The organism is Xanthomonas maliensis (assembly GCF_009192945.1).
Classification (GTDB): domain Bacteria; phylum Pseudomonadota; class Gammaproteobacteria; order Xanthomonadales; family Xanthomonadaceae; genus Xanthomonas; species Xanthomonas maliensis.
This window is the reverse complement of sequence record NZ_NSET01000075.1, coordinates 1-20689: the sequence shown is the minus strand read 5'-3', so window position 1 is coordinate 20689 and position 20689 is coordinate 1. Positions and strand designations below refer to the sequence as shown.

Here is a 20689-nt window from a genome sequence, read left to right as displayed (position 1 = left end):
GACGGGGGAGCTTACGGGTCAACATGGCAGCCGAGTGTTCGAAGAGTGGGCGGCCGTCGCTGTTGGAGCCACACGTCAGGAGCTGCGTGAAGAGATGCTTCTCGACTGGCAAGCCGCGCCGTACGCCCAAGCGGCCCAGCCCCATGCAGATCACCTGATGCCGCGACTGGTCATAGCAGGTGCTGCAGGGAGCGATGTCGGTCGACGCAGCTTTCAAGACGTGCTCGGGGGGCTCACCCTCGCGTGCTACCAATTCGGCTGATTGCCTGCATGGGGAGTTTAGGGCGCGTCATGCACTACCGACGCGCCCATGTTGTTGCACGCACATGCGGCGATGACCCGGGCTTGTTGGCGCCACGGGTTCGATACATGCTTGTTTGGTATCGACAGCGGATCGCCGTTGCGATGACCGGGGATGGCCAGAAGAGGTTGATCGCTTGTGGCCACGCGGCCCGCGAATTGTCATATCGCGCTGCTAGCGTGCAAGGATGAGTTCGATTGCCTCGGTGGATGACCTGCAGGCCCTGGCGCAACGTCGCTTGCCGCGCATGCTCTACGACTACGTCGCCGCCGGGAGCTGGAGTCAGCTCACGCGGCACGCCAATCGCGCCGATCTGGATGCGATCACGCTGCGGCAGCGCGTTGCGGTCGATGTTGCCCAGCGCAGTACCCGCAGCACGCTGTTGGGGATGCCGGTGGCGATGCCGGTGGCACTGGCCCCGACTGGCCTGGCCGGTCTGCTGTATCCCGAGGGAGAGCGATTGGCTGCGCGCGCAGCGGCGGCATTTGGCGTGCCTTTCATACTGTCGATGATGAGCATCAGTTCGCTCGAGCAGGTCTGTGCGGGCCTGAGTACGCCGTGCTGGTTTCAGCTCTATCTGCTGCGCGATCGTGGCTTTTGCGCTGCGTTGATCGCGCGTGCCGAGGCTGTCGGCTGTGGTGCCCTGGTGCTCACGCTGGATGTGCCCTTCATGGCGCAGCGGCATGCCGATCACCGCAATGGTTTGCGGGTTCCGCCGCGTCTGAGCTTGGCGGCCTTGTGCGATTTCGCCGCGCATCCGCGCTGGTGCTGGCGCATGCGGGGGCGTGGCCGATGGGATTTTGGCAATCTGGCAGGCCAGGTGGATGCTCGGGGCGATCTGGCATCGCTGGCGGCATGGACGGCCAGCCAGTTCGACGCCGCACTGAGCTGGGACGATGTCGCCTGGGTGAGGGCACGCTGGCGTGGGCCACTCGTCCTCAAAGGCATCCTTGACGAGGAAGACGCACGGCAGGCGGTCGCCGCCGGCGCGGATGCGCTGGTGGTGAGCAATCATGGCGGGCGCCAGCTGGATGGGGCCAGCTCCAGCATCGCTCGGCTTCCCGCCATTCTGGCGGCCGTGGATGGCGCGGTGGAAGTGCATATGGACAGCGGCATCCGCTGCGGCCAAGACGTCCTCAAGGCGCTGGCGAGCGGTGCGCGCGGGACCTATATCGGGCGGGCCTGGCTCTACGGGCTGGCAGCACTGGGCGAGGCGGGCGTCACCCAAGTGCTGCAGCTGATTCAGCGCGAACTGGAGTTGAGCATGGGGCTCTGTGGTCGTCCGCAGATCGCCGATATCGATGCCAGCATGTTGCTCAACGCGCGTTGAGTCGGTGCATCGTCAGTGCAGGCGTGGCGGACGCCGCCTGCGCGTGCAGGCGCAGGCGGACGAATGCCGCGAACTGCGCGATGCCCTGTGCGATCTCCTCGCTGGCCACATTGCTATAGGCCAGGCGTACCTGACGGCGACAGCCGCCGTCGAGGGCGAAGAAGGTCAACGGCATCACCAGGACGCCGAACTGACGAGCGCACAGTTCCGCCTCTTCTGCGCCGAAGGCGAACGGCAGCGTGGCGACCAGGAAGAAGCCGCCAGCCGGTGTATTCCAGTGCACCTGTGGTGCCAAGTGGCCTAATTCACGCTGCAGGCATTCCAGCATGTGATCGCGGTTGCGGCGATACAAGGCGTGTGGCGCGGCGATCAGCGGGCGCAGACTGCCACCGTGCGCAAGCAGCACGCCGCCGACGATCGCCTGGCCGATCTGGCTGGTATTGAGACTGTAGAAACTCTTGCGCCGCACCAGGCGCGCTTGCAGCTCCGCTGCCGCAGCTGCATCGCCCAGCAATTGTCTCGGCAAGACGGCAAAGCCGACCCGCACGGCCGGACACAGCGTCTTGGAGTAAGTGCCAAGGTAGATCACGCAGCCATGCCGATCCAGCGCGGCCATCGACGCCACGCGATCGCCAGTGAAGCCGAACATGCCATAGGGATTGTCTTCGAGAATCACGACGTGGTGGTCTGTGCAGACCTGCACGATCGCTTCGCGCGCCTGCCGTGAGAGCAATATGCCGGTTGGATTATCAAAATCCGGTACGAGGTAGAGCACCCGCGCGCGCTTGCCGGCAGCCTTCAGTTCCAGTAAGGTACGTCGCAGCGCCTCGGCATCGGAGCTGCCGTTGCAGTGGTCGCCCTGGTTGAAGGCGACGATCTCGATGCCGTGGATATCGGCGACGCCCGTGATGCCGATATAGCTTGGATTGCGCGCCAGGATGACATCGCCCTTCGCCTGGCAGAGTTCGGTCACGCACAGCAGCATGGCTTCCTGGCAACCGGCGGTGACCAACACCTGCGAGGGCTCGGCGACGATCCGTTCGTCCTGCCGCAATTGGCCGGCAATCAGTTCGTCGAGGATGCCCTGGGTGCGACCGTACTGCGCGATCAGCGACAGGGCGCGCTCATGGTCGGTCCCAGTACGCTGTGCGAAGTGCCTGGAAAACTCGGGCAGGCTTTGCAGCCAGGCGGAGAGATCGAAGCCGATATCGCTGGGTCGACCGGAGACGAACGAGACCGCGTGTGGATAGCGCGCGGAAACCTCGTTGAGGAAGTTCATGACTTCCAGGCGGTCGCCACGTGCCGGAAGCGTTGCCGTCGGAGCCGGCTGTCTGGCAGCCATGCGCTCAATAAGCTCCGCTGCGTTCTAGCTGGGCAAACAGCTCGCTGATCGAGTCGTCCTGGAATCCGCTTTCGCCGTTGCGCTCGATCAGCTCGATGCAGAGTCCAGTCGCGCCATCGCGGCTGGAAAACGCCTGTCTCATTCCTTTCCCTTCGATCACGCTGGTATCGAAGCCCAGCCCGCGATCGCGTAGCTGGTCGGTCGCAGTATGCACATCATCCACACGCAGGGCGATGTGGGCCACGCCGATGCCGTGATGGGCGACCAGTCGCGAGACCTGCGATTCGGGTTCGGTCCCCTGACACAGAACGAAGGTGATGTCGCCGTAGCGCATTTCGGCGGAGATCATGCCGGTGTGCTTGCCATTGATCTGGCGACGCCCCAGCAATGCAAAGCCCAGGCGCTCTTGAAAGAAGTCGATGGCAGCTTCCAGGTCCTCCACGGCCAAGGCGATGTGGTCGATACCGTGGTACCGCGGGCTGGGGACCGGCTGCGGTCGTGGCAAAGCGTGCATGAGAAACTCCCGGACTGGATGGGACGGCAAGCTCTCGGCTAGATGCTGGCTGCTTGCGTGAGTGCCGTAACGAGGCGTGGTCGCACGGCGGGTCTAGGGTGGTGGAGACGCGTGCTGCTGCGAATAGGAATGCAATCGACGATACGTCGTGACGCTGACAGGAAGGTGGATCGCTGGCGAGGGCGTGGACACGTTGCTGGCCTTGGCTGTGCGCTCTTGCGCACAGCGCTCTGCCTACAAGACGGGGCGCGTTGGTGGATCAGTGTTGCTGTCACGCGACCGTCGGCGTGGACGGATCGATGACGCCAACGGAGTTCACTCGCACCGCCGTCGACGCCGGGAACACAAATGCACCACCCCTGGTCGTTGCGATGCGCTGGCGCGCCAACGTGGACCGAGGGTGGCTTGTGCCTGTATGTGAAGTCAGAAGTCATGGGGTGCTCGCAAGGTGCTGAGCGGCTGGTGCTGGAGACGCCATGTGTCCCGGGCTTGTCGTTCCACCTTCCTGGCCTGCGGATGAGCTTCCTTGATGTCGATCACGATAGGAGCCGTTCGCGAAGCATTTATTACATCCCACCGATTTCTTGCGACTTTATGTTTTTCGCTGATTTTTTCGTTATTTATTTTTTAATGTAATTGTTCTTTTGAAACGTTCTCTGGCTTTGTTCCGTACGGGGCTTCGCGGGCGCTCTGGTGACGCTGTCGCCGCCCAGCTGTTGTTGGTCGATGCCTGAGCGAGCCGTCGTCGGCTCGTTGCCGCCGGTGATGGGGCAGGTGACCAGCGCTACCCCGATGGAGCAGAAGATCTCTGCGCGAGACATGCGCAGTAGTCGGTACCGCGCTCCCACACTGTCCACGGGCAAGAGCGGGTGCTTGTTTTCGTGAAGGTCGCAAGCGCGTGCGGTTGCACAGGCGAGTCGCGTTGTCGATCGGCAGGAGCTGATGTTCTTTATCGTGAGCGCGCCCTCGGCACTCCCTGGCCTGCGGCGGCCGTGGCAGGCGTCGACGATGTTCCTCTTGGCGGCCACGCCAAACATCGTTACAATGGCCACCGTTCCAGAGCGCAGGTCCGGCAAAAAGTCCTTGTTGCACAAGGGGTTGCCGCTCAAGTGGTGGTGTGGTTCTCGTCTCTGGCACGGGCCCCGGTTGCGGGGCTTTGTTGTCTGATGCTGTAGGATTCGATGTTCGGCCTGGTGGTAGAGTGGTTATGCAGCGGACTGCAAATCCGCGTACGCCGGTTCAATTCCGGCCCAGGCCTCCACATCGATCCTTCGTCACACCAGCGTGTGTAGGGCTAGCGCAAACGTGTGACAGGTTGTAAAATATCGCTCCACGCGGGAATAGCTCAGTTGGTAGAGCGCAACCTTGCCAAGGTTGAGGTCGCGAGTTCGAGTCTCGTTTCCCGCTCCAAATATCGAATCGTTTGCCACCGCAGACGATTCTGGAAAGGACCTTCGGGTCCTTTTTTCGTTTTCCGTCGCAGCACCGGCGATCCGTCACCCAAATGGCCTCTGGGTGTCGACTCGGGCATGCCCTTCCCAAGGCCATCGGTGGGCTTGGCCGCAGCGCATATCCTGCGGGATATTTTGGGCTAGACTCGGTGGCGAAGGCCTGGTGGCAGAGTGGTCATGCAGCGGACTGCAAATCCGCGTACGCCGGTTCGATTCCGACCCAGGCCTCCAAGCGCAAGACCGCGCGTGTATTGACTGGTCCATCCTTGCGGGTTGATCGAGATCAAGGCGCAGCCTCTCTTGTGGCTGGCATCGTGGCGGCATGACCGTTCGCCTTGCAGATTCTGCGTTCGCCTGGAACTTCGATGTGGACGTGCTGCGCCGCCACGATCGTCCCGGGCCGCGCTACACCTCCTATCCCACGGCGCCGCAGTTCGGTGACGCGTTCGGCGCGTCGGCACTGTGCGATGCCATCGCCCGATCGCAGGTCAACACACCGCAACGGCCGATCTCGTTATACGTCCACGTGCCGTTCTGCCAGAGCCCTTGCTTCTATTGTGGCTGCAATCGTGTGATCACCCGCGATGCGACCAGGGGTAGCGCATATGTGCGCCGCGTGCTGCGCGAGGCGGGCTTGATTGCCGAGCAACTGCATCCGGCGCGGGACGTGGTACAGCTCCATCTGGGAGGAGGTACCCCTAACTTCCTGTCGCTGGAGCTGCTTGCGGAGTTGCTGGACGGCTTGCGCAAGCTGTTTCGTTTCAGCGCTGCATCGACGCGCGACATCTCCATCGAAATCGACCCGCGGACACTTGCTGTTGCGGAAATTCCCGCCTTGGCAGCGCTAGGCTTCAATCGTGTCAGCCTTGGCATCCAGGACTTCGATCCGGTGGTGCAGTCTGCCATCCATCGCATACAGAGCCCCGCTGCCACGGTGGATATGATCATCGCCTGCCGCCAGGCAGGGATCGATTCGGTCAACGCCGACTTGATCTATGGACTGCCACGCCAGACGCGGCCTGGATTTGCACGCACGCTCGAGACTGTCATCGCAGCGCAGCCGAGCCGCATCGCGGTCTACAGTTACGCGCATCTGCCGCACCTGTTCAAGGCCCAGCGGCATATCGCGGCCCAAACGCTGCCGCCCGCGGATCAAAAATTACGTTTGTTGGAACAGGCCGCCCGCATGCTGGCGATGCACGGTTACTGCTACATCGGCATGGATCATTTCGCGTTGCCCGGCGACGCGCTTGCGATCGCTTTGCAGCGGGGCGACCTGCAGCGCAACTTCATGGGCTATACCACCCATGGCGATACCGATCTCATTGGTCTGGGTGTCAGCGCAATCAGTCACGTCGGCGACAGTTATAGCCAGAACCCTCGCGACCTGACGGCCTGGGAGGCGGCCGTCGATCAATGCCGGCTCCCGGTATGCCGGGGACTGCGGTTGAGCGAAGACGATCTGCTGCGTGCAGAGGCGATCCAGGCACTGATGTGCCATGGTGAGCTGGATTTGCTTGCGCTGGGGCAGCGCCATGGCATCGAAGCGGTTAGCTACTTCGCCGATGCCCTGCGGCGCTTGCAGCCCCTTGTTGACGATGGACTGGTAGAGCCTCGCCCCGCATCCTTGCATATCACCTCGCGCGGGCGTCCATTGGCCCGCCTGGTAGCGATGTGTTTCGATGCCTATCTACCTGCGTGTTCGTAGGCGCATCCGGAAAGTGATGTCTAGCGTCAAAGCGCGCTTGTCGCTGAGCCCTGGCTGAGGGCAAGACTGGCACCGCTATGACCGAAATATTATGGCTCCTGGGACACATGCTGCTACGTAATGGCGGCAATGACGGATGTGAGGGGCGTGCGTCGATTCGGCCGATATCCGCATTCAGGGGGAATGGCGGCACTTTTTTTGATTGCGACTCCGCGTCCGACTATGGCGCAAGACGGCACATGTTGGCGCAACGGGCGGAATTTGTCGCGGAATGATGGTCGTTCTATCTTCGCTAAATTCTAATAGATATCAGTTTATTCCAATAGCAGACCCGTACTGTCGGTGACTCCGCAAGAGGCAGCTGATTTTGTAGCGCGCGCAAAAGTGTGAACGCTACCATTTTTGTGTGCCGATATCCTCATGGAAGTCGTCGGATTTGCCAGTCGGACAAATGGGATTGACAACGTTGTCGATTTGAGTTGTTTTCGATCATAAATATAAAACGCAAAGTCGTCTCGCTTACGCAAAGTTTTTGCGATCGGCGTGCTACCAATGGCGCCGAAAAAGTTGAGGCCAGGGGTGAGTTGGTTTATCTGCGAAATTTTTGAGTTCATTAGCCAGCGCAAAGAATTGCTGTGCCTTGTCGCTCCAGCGGCTTAGCCGTTCTGGAGAATGCTTGCGCCAACGTTTTCTCGTCTGCGCTGTTCGAAAGGCGATATGGATTCGCGCCCGTGACGAGGCCGGTGCCTGTGCTGCACTGACACGTCGTCGCTACCGCTTCGATAAACGATTTCCAGCAAACGTTGCCACGTTGAACGGCGTGGCTATTCGTTGTCCTGTGCCTAATATCAAACCGGAGTAAGCAATGCGACCGACCGATCGACATGGCCACCCGTTGAGCAGCCCGCAACGGGAGATCTGGTTGGAGCAGCTGATGCTTGGACAGTCCGTCTCGTCCATTATCGGAGGCTATATCGAGATCGACGGTGAGATCGATCCCGGTTGCTTTCGGCGCGCTGCGCAAGCGCTGATGGATCAGTGCGAGGTCTTGCGAACCTGCCTGCTGCAAGAGGTGGATGACGAAGGGGTTCCGCTGCAGTGCTTCGCTGATTCGATGGAGCTGCCGGTGCCGTTCGTCGATGTGACGTCTCTGCCCGACCGCCAGGTATGGCTGGAGCAGTGGATCCAGGATCATATGGAGACGCCGTTCCAGTTCGACGGCACACCGCTGCTGCGACTGTCCCTGTGTAGGTTCGATGTCGGAAAGTGGTACGTCATGATGAGCCTGCACCACATCTTGATGGATGGGTGGTCGCTCTTCCTGACGATGGAGACGCTAGGGCGGCTGTACAGCGAACTGATCGATGGTCGTTCGCCTGTCGTGCAAGTACGCTCGTATCGCGACTTCATCGAGCATGACCGTGCTTACGGGACGTCGCCGCAGTACCAGGCCGATCGCAGCTATTGGTTGGCGAAATACACAACGCTGCCCGACCCGTTGTTTCCAGCCGCGTCGTCCACGTCGGTGGCGGCCGAGCTTGGCGGGGTCAGCGTCAACTTCGTCAGGTCATTTCCGATCGATTTGCTGGATCAGATGACTGCGCTTGCTGCTGATCAGGGGGTATCGCAGTTCCAGATCATCCTGGCGGCACTGTATGTCTACTTCTCCCGCACCCAGCAGCGCGACGATCTGGTCATCGGGGTGCCGATCCTCAACCGCTCCGGCCACCAGTTCAAGCATGCCATTGGCTTGTTTGCACAGATCAATCCTGTGCGGATGCGCTTCGATTCGCAGATGCGCTTCATCGATGTTGTGCGCAGCGTATCGCGCGACTTGCGCAGCGACTACCGCCATCAGCGCTTTCCCGTCAGCGAGATCGGGCGAGCCTGTGGCTTATGGAAGCGTGGGGCAGCACGGTTCTTCGAGGTGGTCTTCTCTTTCGAGCAGAGCGAACACCTGTATCGCTTCGGCACAGCGCAGGGACACTTCGTCAAAGCCTCCAATAACCGGGAGTACAACCCCTTATCGCTGTACATCCGGCGGAACGCCAACGACGAAATCGCGTGGTTCCACGCGATCTACAACACAGGCTATTTTACTGCCGATCAGGCCGAACGCATGGCCGAGCGCCTGCTGCATCTGATCAGGCAGGTCGTGGCCAACCCCGGGCAGCGATTGAGCGAGGTCTCGCTCTGTTCTGACGATGAGTTGGCGCAGCTGAGCGTCTGGAGCCAGGGGCGGCGGATAGCGGCGCCAGCGACGACGTTGCCGGCGCTGTTCGAAGCGCAGGCCGCGCGCACACCTGAAGCACTGGCGGTACTTGCGGGCGAGCAACGGCTGAGCTATGCGCAACTTAATGGTCAGGCCAACCAACTCGCGCATTACCTGATCGCGCTCGGACTGCGGCCTGACGATCGGGTCGCTCTCTGTCTGGAACGGGGCACGACGATGGTGGTGGCGCTGCTGGCGGTGCTCAAGGCCGGAGGCGCCTATGTGCCACTGGATCCGCGCTACCCCCCAGAGCGCATCGCCTACATGCTGGCCGACAGCGCGCCGCGTGTGCTGTTGGCCCATTCTGCTACCAGCAACCGGTTACCCGGAACGACCATCCAAAGAATCGATCTCGATTTTCCTGACTGGCTCGACCAGCCCGCCTCCGACCCGGAAGTGATCGGATTGAGTGCCTCGCATCTGGCATACGTGATCTACACGTCCGGCTCCAGCGGCCGTCCCAAAGGAGTGATGGTCCCGCACGCCGCGCTGGTCAATTATCTTCGCTGGGCCGTGGACTATTACCAGCCGCGGCAGGCAGCGCTGGTGTCCTCCTCGTTGTCCTTCGATGCGACGGTGACCAGTCTTTACTTACCGTTGCTATGTGGCGGCACCACCGAGCTGCTAGCCGAAGGAGATGAGATCGAGGCGTTACTGCACAGGGTCTGCGCAGATCGCCCGCTCTGTCTGGTCAAGATCACTCCGGCACATCTGGAGGTGCTGACCCAGCAGCTGGAAACGTGTGGCAGCGCACTGTCCGTGGCCTTGTTCGTGGTCGGAGGCGAGGCCTTGCCCGCTGCCACGGTAAGGCGGTTGCGTCTGCTCGCGCCTTACGTGAGGGTGGTCAATGAATACGGCCCGACGGAAACGGTCGTCGGCTGTGTGGTGCATGAGGTGCCGCTTGATTGGGACGCTGGGGACGCAGCCAGTGTTCCGATCGGACGGCCGATCGACAACATGTGTGTGCATCTCCTGGACACGCACGGACAACCGGTGCCGATAGGCGGTGTCGGCGAGCTCTGCATTGCCGGCAATCAGGTGACGCGCGGCTACCTCAATCGGCCGGAATTGACTGCGCAAGGCTTTGTCGCCGACCCAAGCGATGCGGACGGCGATCAGCGGATGTACCGCAGTGGCGATCTTGCCCGGTGGATGGTGGACGGTACCCTGGAATACCTGGGGCGCAACGACGACCAGATCAAGCTGCGCGGGTTCCGGATCGAGCCGGCGGAGGTGGCCTCCAGGTTGCTGGAGGATCCACGCGTGGTGGATGCGGCGGTGATCGCGCATACGGCGCGCTCAGGAGGGCCCTCCCTGGCGGCGTATTACGTCAGCTCCAGCAGCGAAGTGACGCCAGAGCAGTTACGTCAGCGGCTGCTGCAGCAGCTGCCGGACTACATGGTGCCCACGGTCTACATGCGTATCGAGCGGTTGCCGTTGACACCGAACGGCAAATTGGACCGCAGAGCGCTGCCGGCGCCGCAGGCAGAGGCGTATGCCCAGCAGGGTTACGTGCGCCCGGAAGGTGAGGTCGAATGCTTGCTCGCGCGGCTGTGGAGCCAGGTGCTCAAGGTCGAGCAGGTGGGGCGGCACGATGATTTCTTCAAGTTGGGGGGGCATTCGTTACTGGTAGTGGCCTTGCTCGAGCGCCTGCGACACCACGGACTGGCCGCCGATGTGAAGTCCCTGCTTGCCCAACCAAGCTTGATCGGGATGGCTGCAGCGATCGGTACTAGCGGTGAGGTCGAAATACCCCCCAACCGGATTAGGCCAGACTGCACAGTCATCACTCCTGAGTTGCTGCCCTTGTTGTCGCTGTCGCAGGACGCGATCGACCGCATCGTGGCGGACGTGCCTGGTGGCGCCGGCAACATCCAGGATATCTATCCTGCGGCTCCGTTGCAGGAGGGACTTGTCTATCACCATCTCACAGCCGAGCAGGGTGATCCGTATCTGCAAGGCGCCAGCTTTATTTTTGCGGACCGGTTGCGTTTGGAGGCGTTCGCTGCAGCGCTTCAACGCGTTGTCGATCGCCATGACATCTTGCGAACGTCGCTGAGCTGGGAGCAACTTGACACACCGGTGCAAGTGGTCTGGCGACGGGCAACAGTGCCGGTGGTCGAAGTCGTTCCCGATCCGGATGCTGGCGATGTCCTGCAGCAATTGCAGTCACTCACGGATCCGGCACACCAGCCGCTCGATCTGCGGCATGCTCCGCTGCTGCGGCTCTGTCATGCCAACGATACGACTGGGCAGCGCTGGGTAGGCGTGTTGCTGTTCCACCATCTCATTGGCGATGCAGCCTCGTTGCCAAGCCTGCTTCAGGAAATCGGTTGCCATCTGCAAGGGGAGGACGCTGCCTTGCCGCCGCTCTTTCCCTATCGGACGTACACGATGCAGGCCCGACTCAGCCAGCAATCGGAAGAACACGCGCAGTTCTTCACGCGGATGCTGGAAGCCGTCAGCGAACCGACCATCGCGTTCGGCCTGGATGTGGTGCAGTCCGAACAGCGCATCAACTGCAAGGCGGTAGCGCACGTGGATGCCTCGATGGCGTTGCGCTTGCAGGTACAGGCAAGGCACGCGGGCGTGAGTGTCGCTACGGTCTGCCATGTCGCCTGGGCAAAAGTGTTGGCCTCGGTGGCGGGGATGCAGGATGTGGTGTTTGGCACGGTCATGCTCGGCCGGACGCAAGGAAAGAACATCGAGCGCGCCATCGGGATGTTCATCAATACCTTGCCCATCAGGGTCGTTCTGGGCCAGACAAGCGTTGCTGTCGCCATCAAGCAGACGCATGGTTGGCTGACTGAACTACTGGCGCATGAGCATGCGTCGCTGGCGCTTGCGCAACGCTGTAGTGGACTCTCTCCACAGCAGTCACTGTTCAACGCCTTGTTCAACTATCGCAGGACGCGGCGGGCCAACCTCAATGGCACCGTGCTGCAGGCCTGGCCTGGTATCGATATCTTGGGTGGTGAGGAACGCAGCACCTATCCGGTCAGCTTGTCGGTGGATGATCTGGGCGATGGCCTCCAGTTGATGGCGCAAGCGCCATCGGACGATGTCGCTGCCTGCTTGTGTGCTTACATGCAGCGGGTATTGGAGCAGCTGGTCGCTGCCCTTGAGCACTCCCCCGATATCCCGATCAGCCAGCTGTCCGTGCTGTCGGTCGAGGAGCTTCGATACTTGCTGGAAACGCTGAACGCCACCGAGCGTGCCTACCCATACGAGGACACCACGCACGGATTGTTCGAGCAGCAGGTACAACGTACGCCCGATGTGGTCGCCGTGATCGATGGGGAGCGGCGGTGCACGTACCAAGAGCTGAATCGAACTGCCAATCAGTTGGCGCACCACCTGATGGGTCTTGGCGTTGGCCCGGGCGAGTACGTGGCCATTTGCTTGCCGCGCTCGATAGCGCTGGTAGTGGCGCAATTGGCGGTCTGCAAATGCGCAGCCGGCTATCTACCGTTGGATGCGCAGGCGCCTGGCGAGCGGCTACGGCAGGTCCTCGATGACAGCGCGGCGCGCTGGGTCGTCAGTCGCAGCGACCAATACCTGCCCAGCGGCACCATGCGGCTGGACATGGACCAGCTCGAACTGGAGGCATTGCCGACGCACGATCCGCAGCTGCCCCAGTCCAGCGAGTCGGATGCCTACCTCATGTACACCTCCGGGTCGACGGGAATTCCCAAGGGGGTGCGGGTGCCGCATCGTGCAATCAACCGACTGGTGCGCAACAGCGGCTACGCCGAATTCATTCCCAGCGATCGGGTTGCATTCGCCGCCAATCCTGCCTTTGATGCCAGCACGCTGGAAGTCTGGGCGCCTCTGCTCACCGGTGCTTGCGTGGTGGTTGTCGCGCAGGAAATCGTGCTATCGCCACAGCGATTGCGCGATTGTCTGCGCAGCGAAGCCGTCAGCGTACTGTGGCTGACGGCTGGCTTGTTCCATCACTACGCGGCCGCGTTGATGCCGGTGTTCCCACAACTGCGCTATTTGATCGTCGGCGGCGATGTGCTCGATCCAGGCGTGGTATCGCGGGTGTTGAAGGAGGGAGCGCCACAGTATCTGCTCAATGGTTACGGCCCCACCGAGACCACGACCTTCGCAACCACGCACCGCATTATCGACGCGACAGGCTCCATTCCGATTGGCAGTCCGATCGGCAATACCCGCATCTACGTGCTGGATGCGCTTGGACTGCCAGCGCCGATAGGCGTTGCCGGCGAGATTTACATCGGCGGTGATGGCGTTGCGCTGGGCTACGTGAATCGTCCGGCGCTGACTGCCGAGCGTTTTCTGCCCGATCTCTTCAGTGGCAAGCCGGGTGCTCGCTTGTACCGCAGTGGCGACCTGGGGCGCTGGCGGACCGACGGCGTGCTGGAGTATCTGGGACGAAACGACGGGCAGGTCAAGGTGCGCGGCTTTCGCGTCGAGGTGGGCGAGATCGAGTCCGCCCTGCAGACGCATCCGGCAGTGGCGACGGCGATCGTGATGCAGCGGGAAGACGTGCCCGGTCTCAAGCAACTGGTGGCGTACTACCAGGCGGTCGCAGGCGCAGAGGCGATCGATGCACAGGACCTGCATACCCATCTGCTGACCTGCTTGCCCGACTATATGGTACCCGCCGCCTATATCCCTGTCGCCGAGCTGCCATTGACCGCCAACGGCAAGCTCGATCGACAGGCATTGCCTGCTCCCGATGCCACCCAGCGCAGCATGCGCACGTACGTCGCCCCGACCAGCGCGCTAGAGTGGCAGCTCGCCGAGGTCTGGCAGGCGGTGCTGGGCGTCGATCGGGTCGGGCGCAACGACAACTTCTTCCAGCTAGGGGGACACTCATTGCTGGCGGTGACGTTGGTCGAGCGGCTCCGGCAGCAGGGGCTGGGCATGGACGTGCGAACCTTGCTAGGGCAGCCGACCCTGGCGGCAATGGCCGCGGCGCTCGGCCAATATAGCGCGCTTGAGGTGCCGCCCAACCTGATTCCGCTCGGTTGTGAGCGCATCACTCCCGAGCTGCTGCCGCTGGTGGAGCTATCGCAGGAGGCAATCGATCGCATCGTCGCGACCGTGCCCGGCGGTGCAGCCAACATCCAAGACATCTATCCGCTGGCGCCGTTGCAGGAGGGAGTGCTGTATCACCACCTGATGGCCCGCCAGGGTGATCCGTACCTGCAGTCCATGCTGTTGTCCTTCGATAGCCGCAGCCGTCTCGATGGCTTCGTGACGGCCTTGCAGCAGGTGATCGATCGTCACGATGTATTCCGTACGAGCATCGTGAAGGAGGGTCTTGCCAACCCGGTACAGGTGGTCTGGCGACAGGCCGCGCTGCCGGTCTCGTCCTTTGTCGCACGGCCAGGTGAAGAGGTCCTGCAGCAACTGCGCGAGCGCTCCGATCCGTTGCATTGTCGACTGGATCTCTCGAAAGCGCCGCTGCTGCAGCTGCAGCATGCCTACGATGCCATCGACGATCGGTGGGTCGCCATCCTGTTGATCCATCATCTGGTGGACGATGCCGCGACCATGCATGTGCTCAGTGCCGAGCTGCGAGCGCTTTTACTGGACCAGGGACATCAGCTTCTGCCATCGGTGCCCTATCGGACATATGTCGCACATGCGCGCGACGAGCGTATCCGCGTCGCACAGGAAGACTTCTTCCGGCAGCTATTGAGCGATGTGGAAGAGCCGACCTTGCCGCTCGGGTTGGCAGAGATCCATGGCGACGGCCGCGCACCCGAGCGCGCATCGTTGGCGCTGGATACGCGGCTGTGCGCCCGTCTGCGCGACAGCGCGGTGCGCGCCGGGGTGACACCGGCCAGCGTGTATCACCTCGCCTGGGCGCATGTGGTGGGCCAGCTTTCGGGTAAGGACGATGTGGTGTTTGGCACCGTTCTGCTGGGGCGCATGCACGCCGGGCCCGGCGCAGACCGCGCCTTGGGAATGTTCATCAACACGTTGCCGATGCGCCTACGCTTGCAACAGCCGTCGGTCCAGGTTGCCGTGCAGGAGGTGCAGACGCAGTTGAATATGCTGCTTGCGCACGAACATGCAGGCCTTAGCCATGTCCAGCGCTGCAGCGGCGTGGCGCCGCCGCAACCGTTGTTCAGCGCTCTGCTGAACTATCGTTCGCGCCCTGCAACCGTCGCGGACAGCGATGCGTCGACACCATGGCCGGGAATCACCATCGTCCAGACGCAGGGAGCTAACCACTACCCGGTGGTACTCGATGTGGAAGAGATCGGCGATGTCACGGAACTGACCGGATTTTTGCCGGCCGGACACGACCCGCGGCGCCTGTGCTACTCCATGCGATCGGCGCTGGAACAGCTGGTTGATGCGCTCGACGATGCCGCCGAGCGGCCCTTCGGGCAGCTGTGCGTGTTGCCCCCCGAAGAGCGTCGCAAGCTGCTGGGTTTCAATGCCAGCCATCGAGCACCGCAACGCGGCTACACGCTGCATGGCTTGTTCGAGCAACAGGCCGCATACCGTCCCACGGCCGTCGCATTGGAGTGCGACGGTCAATGCTGGCAGTACGGCGAACTCAATGCCCTGGCCAATCGGTTGGCACATCGCTTGTTGCAGCTGGGCGTGCGACCCGACGAGCGGGTGGCAATCTGCGCGCAACGCGGTTCCGCGCTGGTGATCGGCTTGCTGGCCATCCTCAAGGCCGGTGCGGCCTATGTGCCGCTGGATCCCGCCTATCCGCCTGCGCGGCTGCGCTATCTGCTGCAGGACAGCGCACCGCGCGCAGTGCTGGTGCAGGCGGCCACGCGACCGTCATTGGAAGCGTCCACGCTGCCGCTCATCGACTTGGACGATCCCGGTGCCATCGATGCATCGCTTGACAATCCGGTGGTCGCCGAGCTGACGGCAGCGCACCTGGCCTATGTCATCTACACCTCCGGTTCCAGTGGCCAGCCAAAGGGTGTGATGGTCGAGCATCGGCAACTGGCGCATCTGGTGGCCTGGCATGCCGCCGCCTTTGGAGTGGGCGAGGGCACGCGCAGTTCCTGCGTGGCCGGCTTGAGCTTCGATGCGGCGGCGTGGGAACTCTGGTCGAGCCTGTGTGTCGGGGGATGCCTGGCGATGCCCGGTCCGATGCCTGCGGCAGATGTCGAGGCACTGCTGCAGTGGTGGCGTGCCCAGGAACTGGACGTGAGTTTCTTGCCGACGCCAATCGCCGAGCACGCGTTGGCGGCCGGCATCGTCCCCAAGCGTTTGGGCTGTCTGCTGGTTGGTGGCGATCGCTTGCGACAGGTGCCTGAAGGCCTGCCGTTCCCGGTCTACAACAACTACGGCCCGACCGAGACGACGGTGGTGGCCAGCAGCGGTGTCGTGACGCCGGGCGTGCTGCATCCATCGATCGGCCGGCCACTGCCGTACCTACGCGCATATGTGCTCGACGCGCAGCGCCGGCTCGCGCCATTGGGCGTGGTGGGGGAGTTGTACGTGGCCGGTGCCGGTGTGGCGCGCGGCTATCTGGGGCGCCCGGCGCTGACTGCCGAGCGTTTCGTCGACGATCCGTTCGATCCGGGCGAACGCATGTATCGCACCGGCGACCTATGCCGCTGGCTGGACGACGGCCGACTGGAATACGTCGGCCGCAACGATGAACAAGTGAAAATTCGTGGGCGGCGCATCGAGCTCGGCGAGATCGAAGCGCATCTGCAGGCGCATCCGCAGGTGCGCGAGGCAGTTGTGCTGGCGCGTGAGGATCTGCCGAATGAGCGACGGCTGGTGGGCTACGTGCTCGCCACGGACGAGGCGCCCAACACGCCGGCGCTGCAGCGGTATCTGCGTGAGCGACTACCCGATTACCTGGTGCCGGATGCGTTCATGCAGATGGATGCCTGGCCACTCACGGCCAACGGCAAGCTCGATCGGCGGGCATTGCCAATGCCGGATGCCGTCCAAGGCATGCAGGTATACGTTGCACCCGTCACCGAGCTCGAACAGCAACTGGCCGAGATCTGGCAAGCCGTGCTCGGTGTGGAACGTGTCGGGCGCGAGGACAACTTCTTCCAACTCGGTGGCCACTCGCTGCTGGCAGTCACGCTGGTGGAGCTGATCAAGCAGGAGGGTATCGACGCCGATGTCCGCACCTTGCTTGAACACCCCGTCCTGGCCGACTGCGCCGCTGCCATCGAACTCGTACAGCAAGTGGAGATCGTTCTGTGATCGCTATGGAATTCATGCATTCGCTGAAGGAGAAGGGCATCGAGTTGGTGCTGCAGGACGGGAAACTGCTCGTACGAGGCAACAAGGCGGCACTCAATCAGGCCTCGCTGATGGCCGAGTTGCGCCAGCACCGTGAGATGTTGATCGAGCTATTGCAGCAGCAGGTCGCCGTCGACGCCTGCGATCGCGTTACTTCCGACTCGTCCATTGCCGAAACGCTGTTCTCCGCCGGACTGACCGAGCAGGACATCGAGCGCATCCTCGCCGCGTTAGCAGACGGCATGCACAATGTGCAGGACATCTATCCCCTTGCGCCGTTGCAGGAAGGCGTGCTGTACCACCATCTTGCGGCTGAACAGGGCGATGCGTACCTGTTGCAGGCGCAATACATTTTTTCCGATGAACAGCGGCTTGGTGATTTTGCCGGCGCGTTGCAGCAGGTCATCGATCGCCACGACGTCCTGCGTACCAGCTTGCTCTGGAAGGCGCTGGATGCTCCGGTGCAAGTGGTTTGGAGGCAAGCGGCGCTACAGATCGAGCAGGTCGACTGCGACCCAGCGCAAGGGGATGCGTTACCACAGCTCCAGCGCCACTGCGATGCCCGACGCGTCCCGATGGATCTGGCCAAGGCGCCATTGCTCAAGTTGGTCTGGGCACATGATCCGAGCAATCGTCGGTTGGTCGGGGTGCTGTTGTTCCACCACCTGATTCTGGACCACTTCTCCCTGCAGATCCTGCGGCACGAGTTGCAGATGTGCCTGCTTGGCCGCGCAGCGCAGTTGCCGCCGCCGATTCCGTATCGCACTTACGTCATGCAGGCGCGCGACGGCACTGCCGAGGAGCGTCATCGCACCTTCTTTGCTCAGCGGCTGGAAGACGTGGATGAGGCGAGCCTGCCGTTCGGCCTGGCACACTTGCCGGGGGATGGTGCGGCGATCCAGCAGGCAAGCAGATCTGTCTCACCGGAGCTTGCTCGGCAGATCAAGCAGCAGGCGCGTCTGTTGGGCGTGAGCGCTGCAAGTCTGTTCCACCTGGGCTGGGCGCAGGTCGTCGCGCGGACCTCCGGCCGGTCCGATGTGGTCTTCGGAACCGTGCTGTTGGGGCGCATGCAGGTTGCGCAAGGTGCCGGGTCGGCGTTGGGACTGTTCGTCAACACCTTACCGCTGCGACTACGTTTGGACCAGCCTGCACACCGTGCCTTACGGCAGACGCATGCGGAATTGACCGCACTGCTGGCACACGAGCATGCGCCGTTGAGCCTGGCGCAGCGATGCAGCGGCATCGCACCGCCGACCCCGCTGTTCGGCGCGCTGCTCAATTACCGCCATAGTCCGACCGCCGAAGCGACGCCGGAAGCGCAGCAGGCCTGGCAAGGAATCGAGGTCGTACAGGCCGAGGAGCGCACTCACTATCCACTGACACTCAATGTCGACGACTTCGGGGATGGGTTTGCGCTGACCGCCCAGGTTCCGCCCGAGATCAGTGCCGACCGTATTTGCGAGTACATGCATGCCGCATTGGAGCGACTCGTCGAGGCATTGGAACGCGCTTCCGAACAAGCCGTCGTTGCCCTGGATATTCTTCCAGAGAGAGAGCGGCAACGGCTGCTGTCCGGCTGCAATACGCCCTGTCTGCAAGCCGTACCGGCCTGGTTGCTCCACGAGCGTTTCGAGGCGCAGGCCGCTGCCCGCCCGGATGCAATTGCGGTCGAGTTCGAACAGCAGCAGATCAGCTACGGTCAGCTCAATGCCTGCGCCAATCAGGTCGCGCACGCGTTGCAGCAGGTGGTCGTGCGCCCGGACGACCGGGTGGCGCTCTGTCTCGAGCGTGGGATCGCGTTGATCGTCGGCATGCTGGCGATCCTCAAATCGGGCGCAGGCTATGTTCCATTGGATCCTGCATCGCCGCCGCAGCGACTGGCCTTCATGCTGGAGGACAGCGCCCCGGTCGCTTTGCTCGGAGACGGCCGGTCGCTCCAGCAATTGCCGCCGGTATCCTGTCCGGTCATCGACCTCGATGGAAGCGCCTTCGCCGAATTGCCAGCACAGCAGCTGCCCAATCCGCGCCCGGAAAACCTGTCGTCGCGGCATCTGGCCTATGTGATCTATACCTCGGGATCCAGCGGCAGGCCGAAAGGTGTGTTGGTCGAGCACCGCAATGTCACTCGGCTGTTTACCGCCACACAGGACTGGTTCGGGTTTGGACCAGCCGATACCTGGGCGCTGTTCCACTCCTTTGCTTTCGACTTCTCGGTCTGGGAGATCTGGGGTGCACTTCTGTACGGCGGTCGCTTGCTGATCGTGCCCCAACACGTCACGCGCTCGCCGCAGGATTGCTACCGCTTGCTCTGTCGGAGCGGAGTCAGCATTCTCAATCAAACTCCCAGTGCGTTTCGCCAACTGATCGACGCACAGCAAGCCCACGATGAAGACCATCGCTTGCGTCTGGTGATCTTCGGAGGCGAGGCGCTGGACCCGCTGATGTTGCAGTCGTGGTTCGAGCGGCCGGGCAATGCTGCGACGCAACTGGTCAATATGTATGGCATCACCGAGACGACCGTGCATGTCACCTATTGCCCGCTCTCCCCGGCAGATGCGACGGCAGGCGGGATCAGCCCGATCGGCGTGCGCATCCCCGACCTGCGGGTGTACGTGCTGGATGCACAGCGGCAGCCGGTGCCGCTGGGCGTGGTCGGCGAGCTCTATGTCGGAGGCGCTGGCGTCGCCCGCGGCTATCTCAATCGCCCCGAACTCACAACGGAGCGCTTCTTTGATGATCCTTTCCAACCGGGAGCGCGTCTTTACAAGACTGGCGACCTCGCTCGTTGGCGAGCGGATGGCCGGCTGGAGTACCTGGGGCGTAACGATGAGCAGGTCAAGATCCGTGGCTTTCGCATCGAGCTTGGAGAGATCCAGGCCAGGCTGATGGCCCATCCGCAGTTGCGCGATGCGTTGGTGATGGCGCGCGAAGATACCCCCAGTGATAAGCGACTGGTGGCATACGTGATCGCCGACGATGCGCAAGCGGTACCAACCGCCGCCCAGCTGCGTCAGTGGCTGTCTGCCACGTTGTCCGACTACATGGTTCCCAGCGCGTTCGTGGCGCTGGACGCCTGGCCATTAACCTTGAATGGCAAGCTGGACCGCAAGTTCCTACCGATGCCGGCAGACGGCGCGCATGCGCGCCATACCTACGAGGCGCCACAAGGGGAGGTGGAACAGCGACTGGCCAGCTTGTGGTCGGAGGTGCTGCAGGTCGAACAGGTCGGCAGGCACGACAACTTTTTCGAACTCGGCGGACACTCGCTGCTGGCCGTGAGCTTGATCGAGCGCATGCGTCGTCATGGACTGGGCACCGATGTGCGGGTTCTGTTCGGTCAGCCCACGCTGGCGGCGATCGCTGCGGTGGTGTCCAACACGCAACAGCTGGATGTTCCAGCAAATCGCATTGCGGTCGATTGTGCTCGCATCACGCCGGAGCTGCTGCCGCTGGTCGCGCTGCCGCAGGAAGCGATCGACCAGATCGTGGCCGGCGTGCCTGGCGGCGCTGCCAACGTGCAGGACATCTATCCACTGGCGCCGCTGCAGGAA

7 protein-coding genes, 3 tRNA genes and 1 pseudogene are annotated in these 20689 nt (G+C 62.5%); 8 read left to right on the top strand and 3 right to left on the bottom strand.

Annotation, left to right across the window (positions count from 1 at the left end):
* Both CKY51_RS22595 and CKY51_RS20370 read left to right on the top strand, forming a co-directional pair.
* Positions 1–262 (top strand): annotated as a pseudogene (locus CKY51_RS22595) (hypothetical protein); the annotation flags it as partial.
* 226 nt (positions 263–488) lie between these two features.
* Positions 489–1631 carry an alpha-hydroxy acid oxidase gene (locus tag CKY51_RS20370; RefSeq protein ID WP_022972213.1) on the top strand — a complete coding sequence of 381 codons (1143 nt, stop codon included), beginning with the start codon at positions 489–491 and terminating at the stop codon, positions 1629–1631.
* Here CKY51_RS20370 and CKY51_RS20365 read toward each other — a convergent pair.
* The 3 genes from CKY51_RS20365 to CKY51_RS20355 all read right to left on the bottom strand — a co-directional run bounded on the left by CKY51_RS20365 (position 1618) and on the right by CKY51_RS20355 (position 4596).
* Complete coding sequence (locus tag CKY51_RS20365; RefSeq protein WP_022972214.1) at positions 1618–2973, bottom strand: aminotransferase-like domain-containing protein; 1356 nt, start codon at positions 2971–2973, stop codon at positions 1618–1620. The two genes, CKY51_RS20370 and CKY51_RS20365, sit on opposite strands and share 14 nt — an antisense overlap.
* 4 nt (positions 2974–2977) lie before the next feature.
* Positions 2978–3487, bottom strand: coding sequence for a VOC family protein (locus CKY51_RS20360; RefSeq protein WP_022972215.1), 510 nt, complete (start codon positions 3485–3487; stop codon positions 2978–2980).
* A gap of 620 nt (positions 3488–4107) precedes the next feature.
* Positions 4108–4596 (bottom strand): hypothetical protein, encoded by a 489-nt coding sequence (locus CKY51_RS20355; RefSeq protein WP_152249793.1) that lies wholly within the window; start codon positions 4594–4596, stop codon positions 4108–4110.
* Positions 4597–4674: 78 nt separating this feature from the next.
* On the opposite strand from CKY51_RS20355, the gene CKY51_RS20350 reads away from it, so the two are divergent.
* From CKY51_RS20350 to CKY51_RS20325, 6 genes are all read left to right on the top strand, one after another.
* Positions 4675–4748 (top strand) — tRNA-Cys (locus CKY51_RS20350).
* Positions 4749–4821: 73 nt separating this feature from the next.
* Positions 4822–4897: transfer RNA gene (locus tag CKY51_RS20345), tRNA-Gly, on the top strand.
* Between the two features lie 198 nt (positions 4898–5095).
* Positions 5096–5169 (top strand) — tRNA-Cys (locus tag CKY51_RS20340).
* Between the two features lie 91 nt (positions 5170–5260).
* The gene (gene hemN, locus CKY51_RS20335) at positions 5261–6646 is read left to right on the top strand and encodes an oxygen-independent coproporphyrinogen III oxidase (protein ID WP_022972216.1); all 1386 of its coding nucleotides are present in this window, start codon (positions 5261–5263) and stop codon (positions 6644–6646) included.
* 865 nt (positions 6647–7511) lie between these two features.
* On the top strand, positions 7512–17099 hold the full coding sequence (locus CKY51_RS20330; protein ID WP_152249791.1) for a non-ribosomal peptide synthetase: 9588 nt from the start codon (positions 7512–7514) through the stop codon (positions 17097–17099).
* Between the two features lie 5 nt (positions 17100–17104).
* The coding region (locus CKY51_RS20325; RefSeq protein ID WP_152249795.1) for a non-ribosomal peptide synthetase at positions 17105–20689 on the top strand (3585 nt) is incomplete at its 3' end.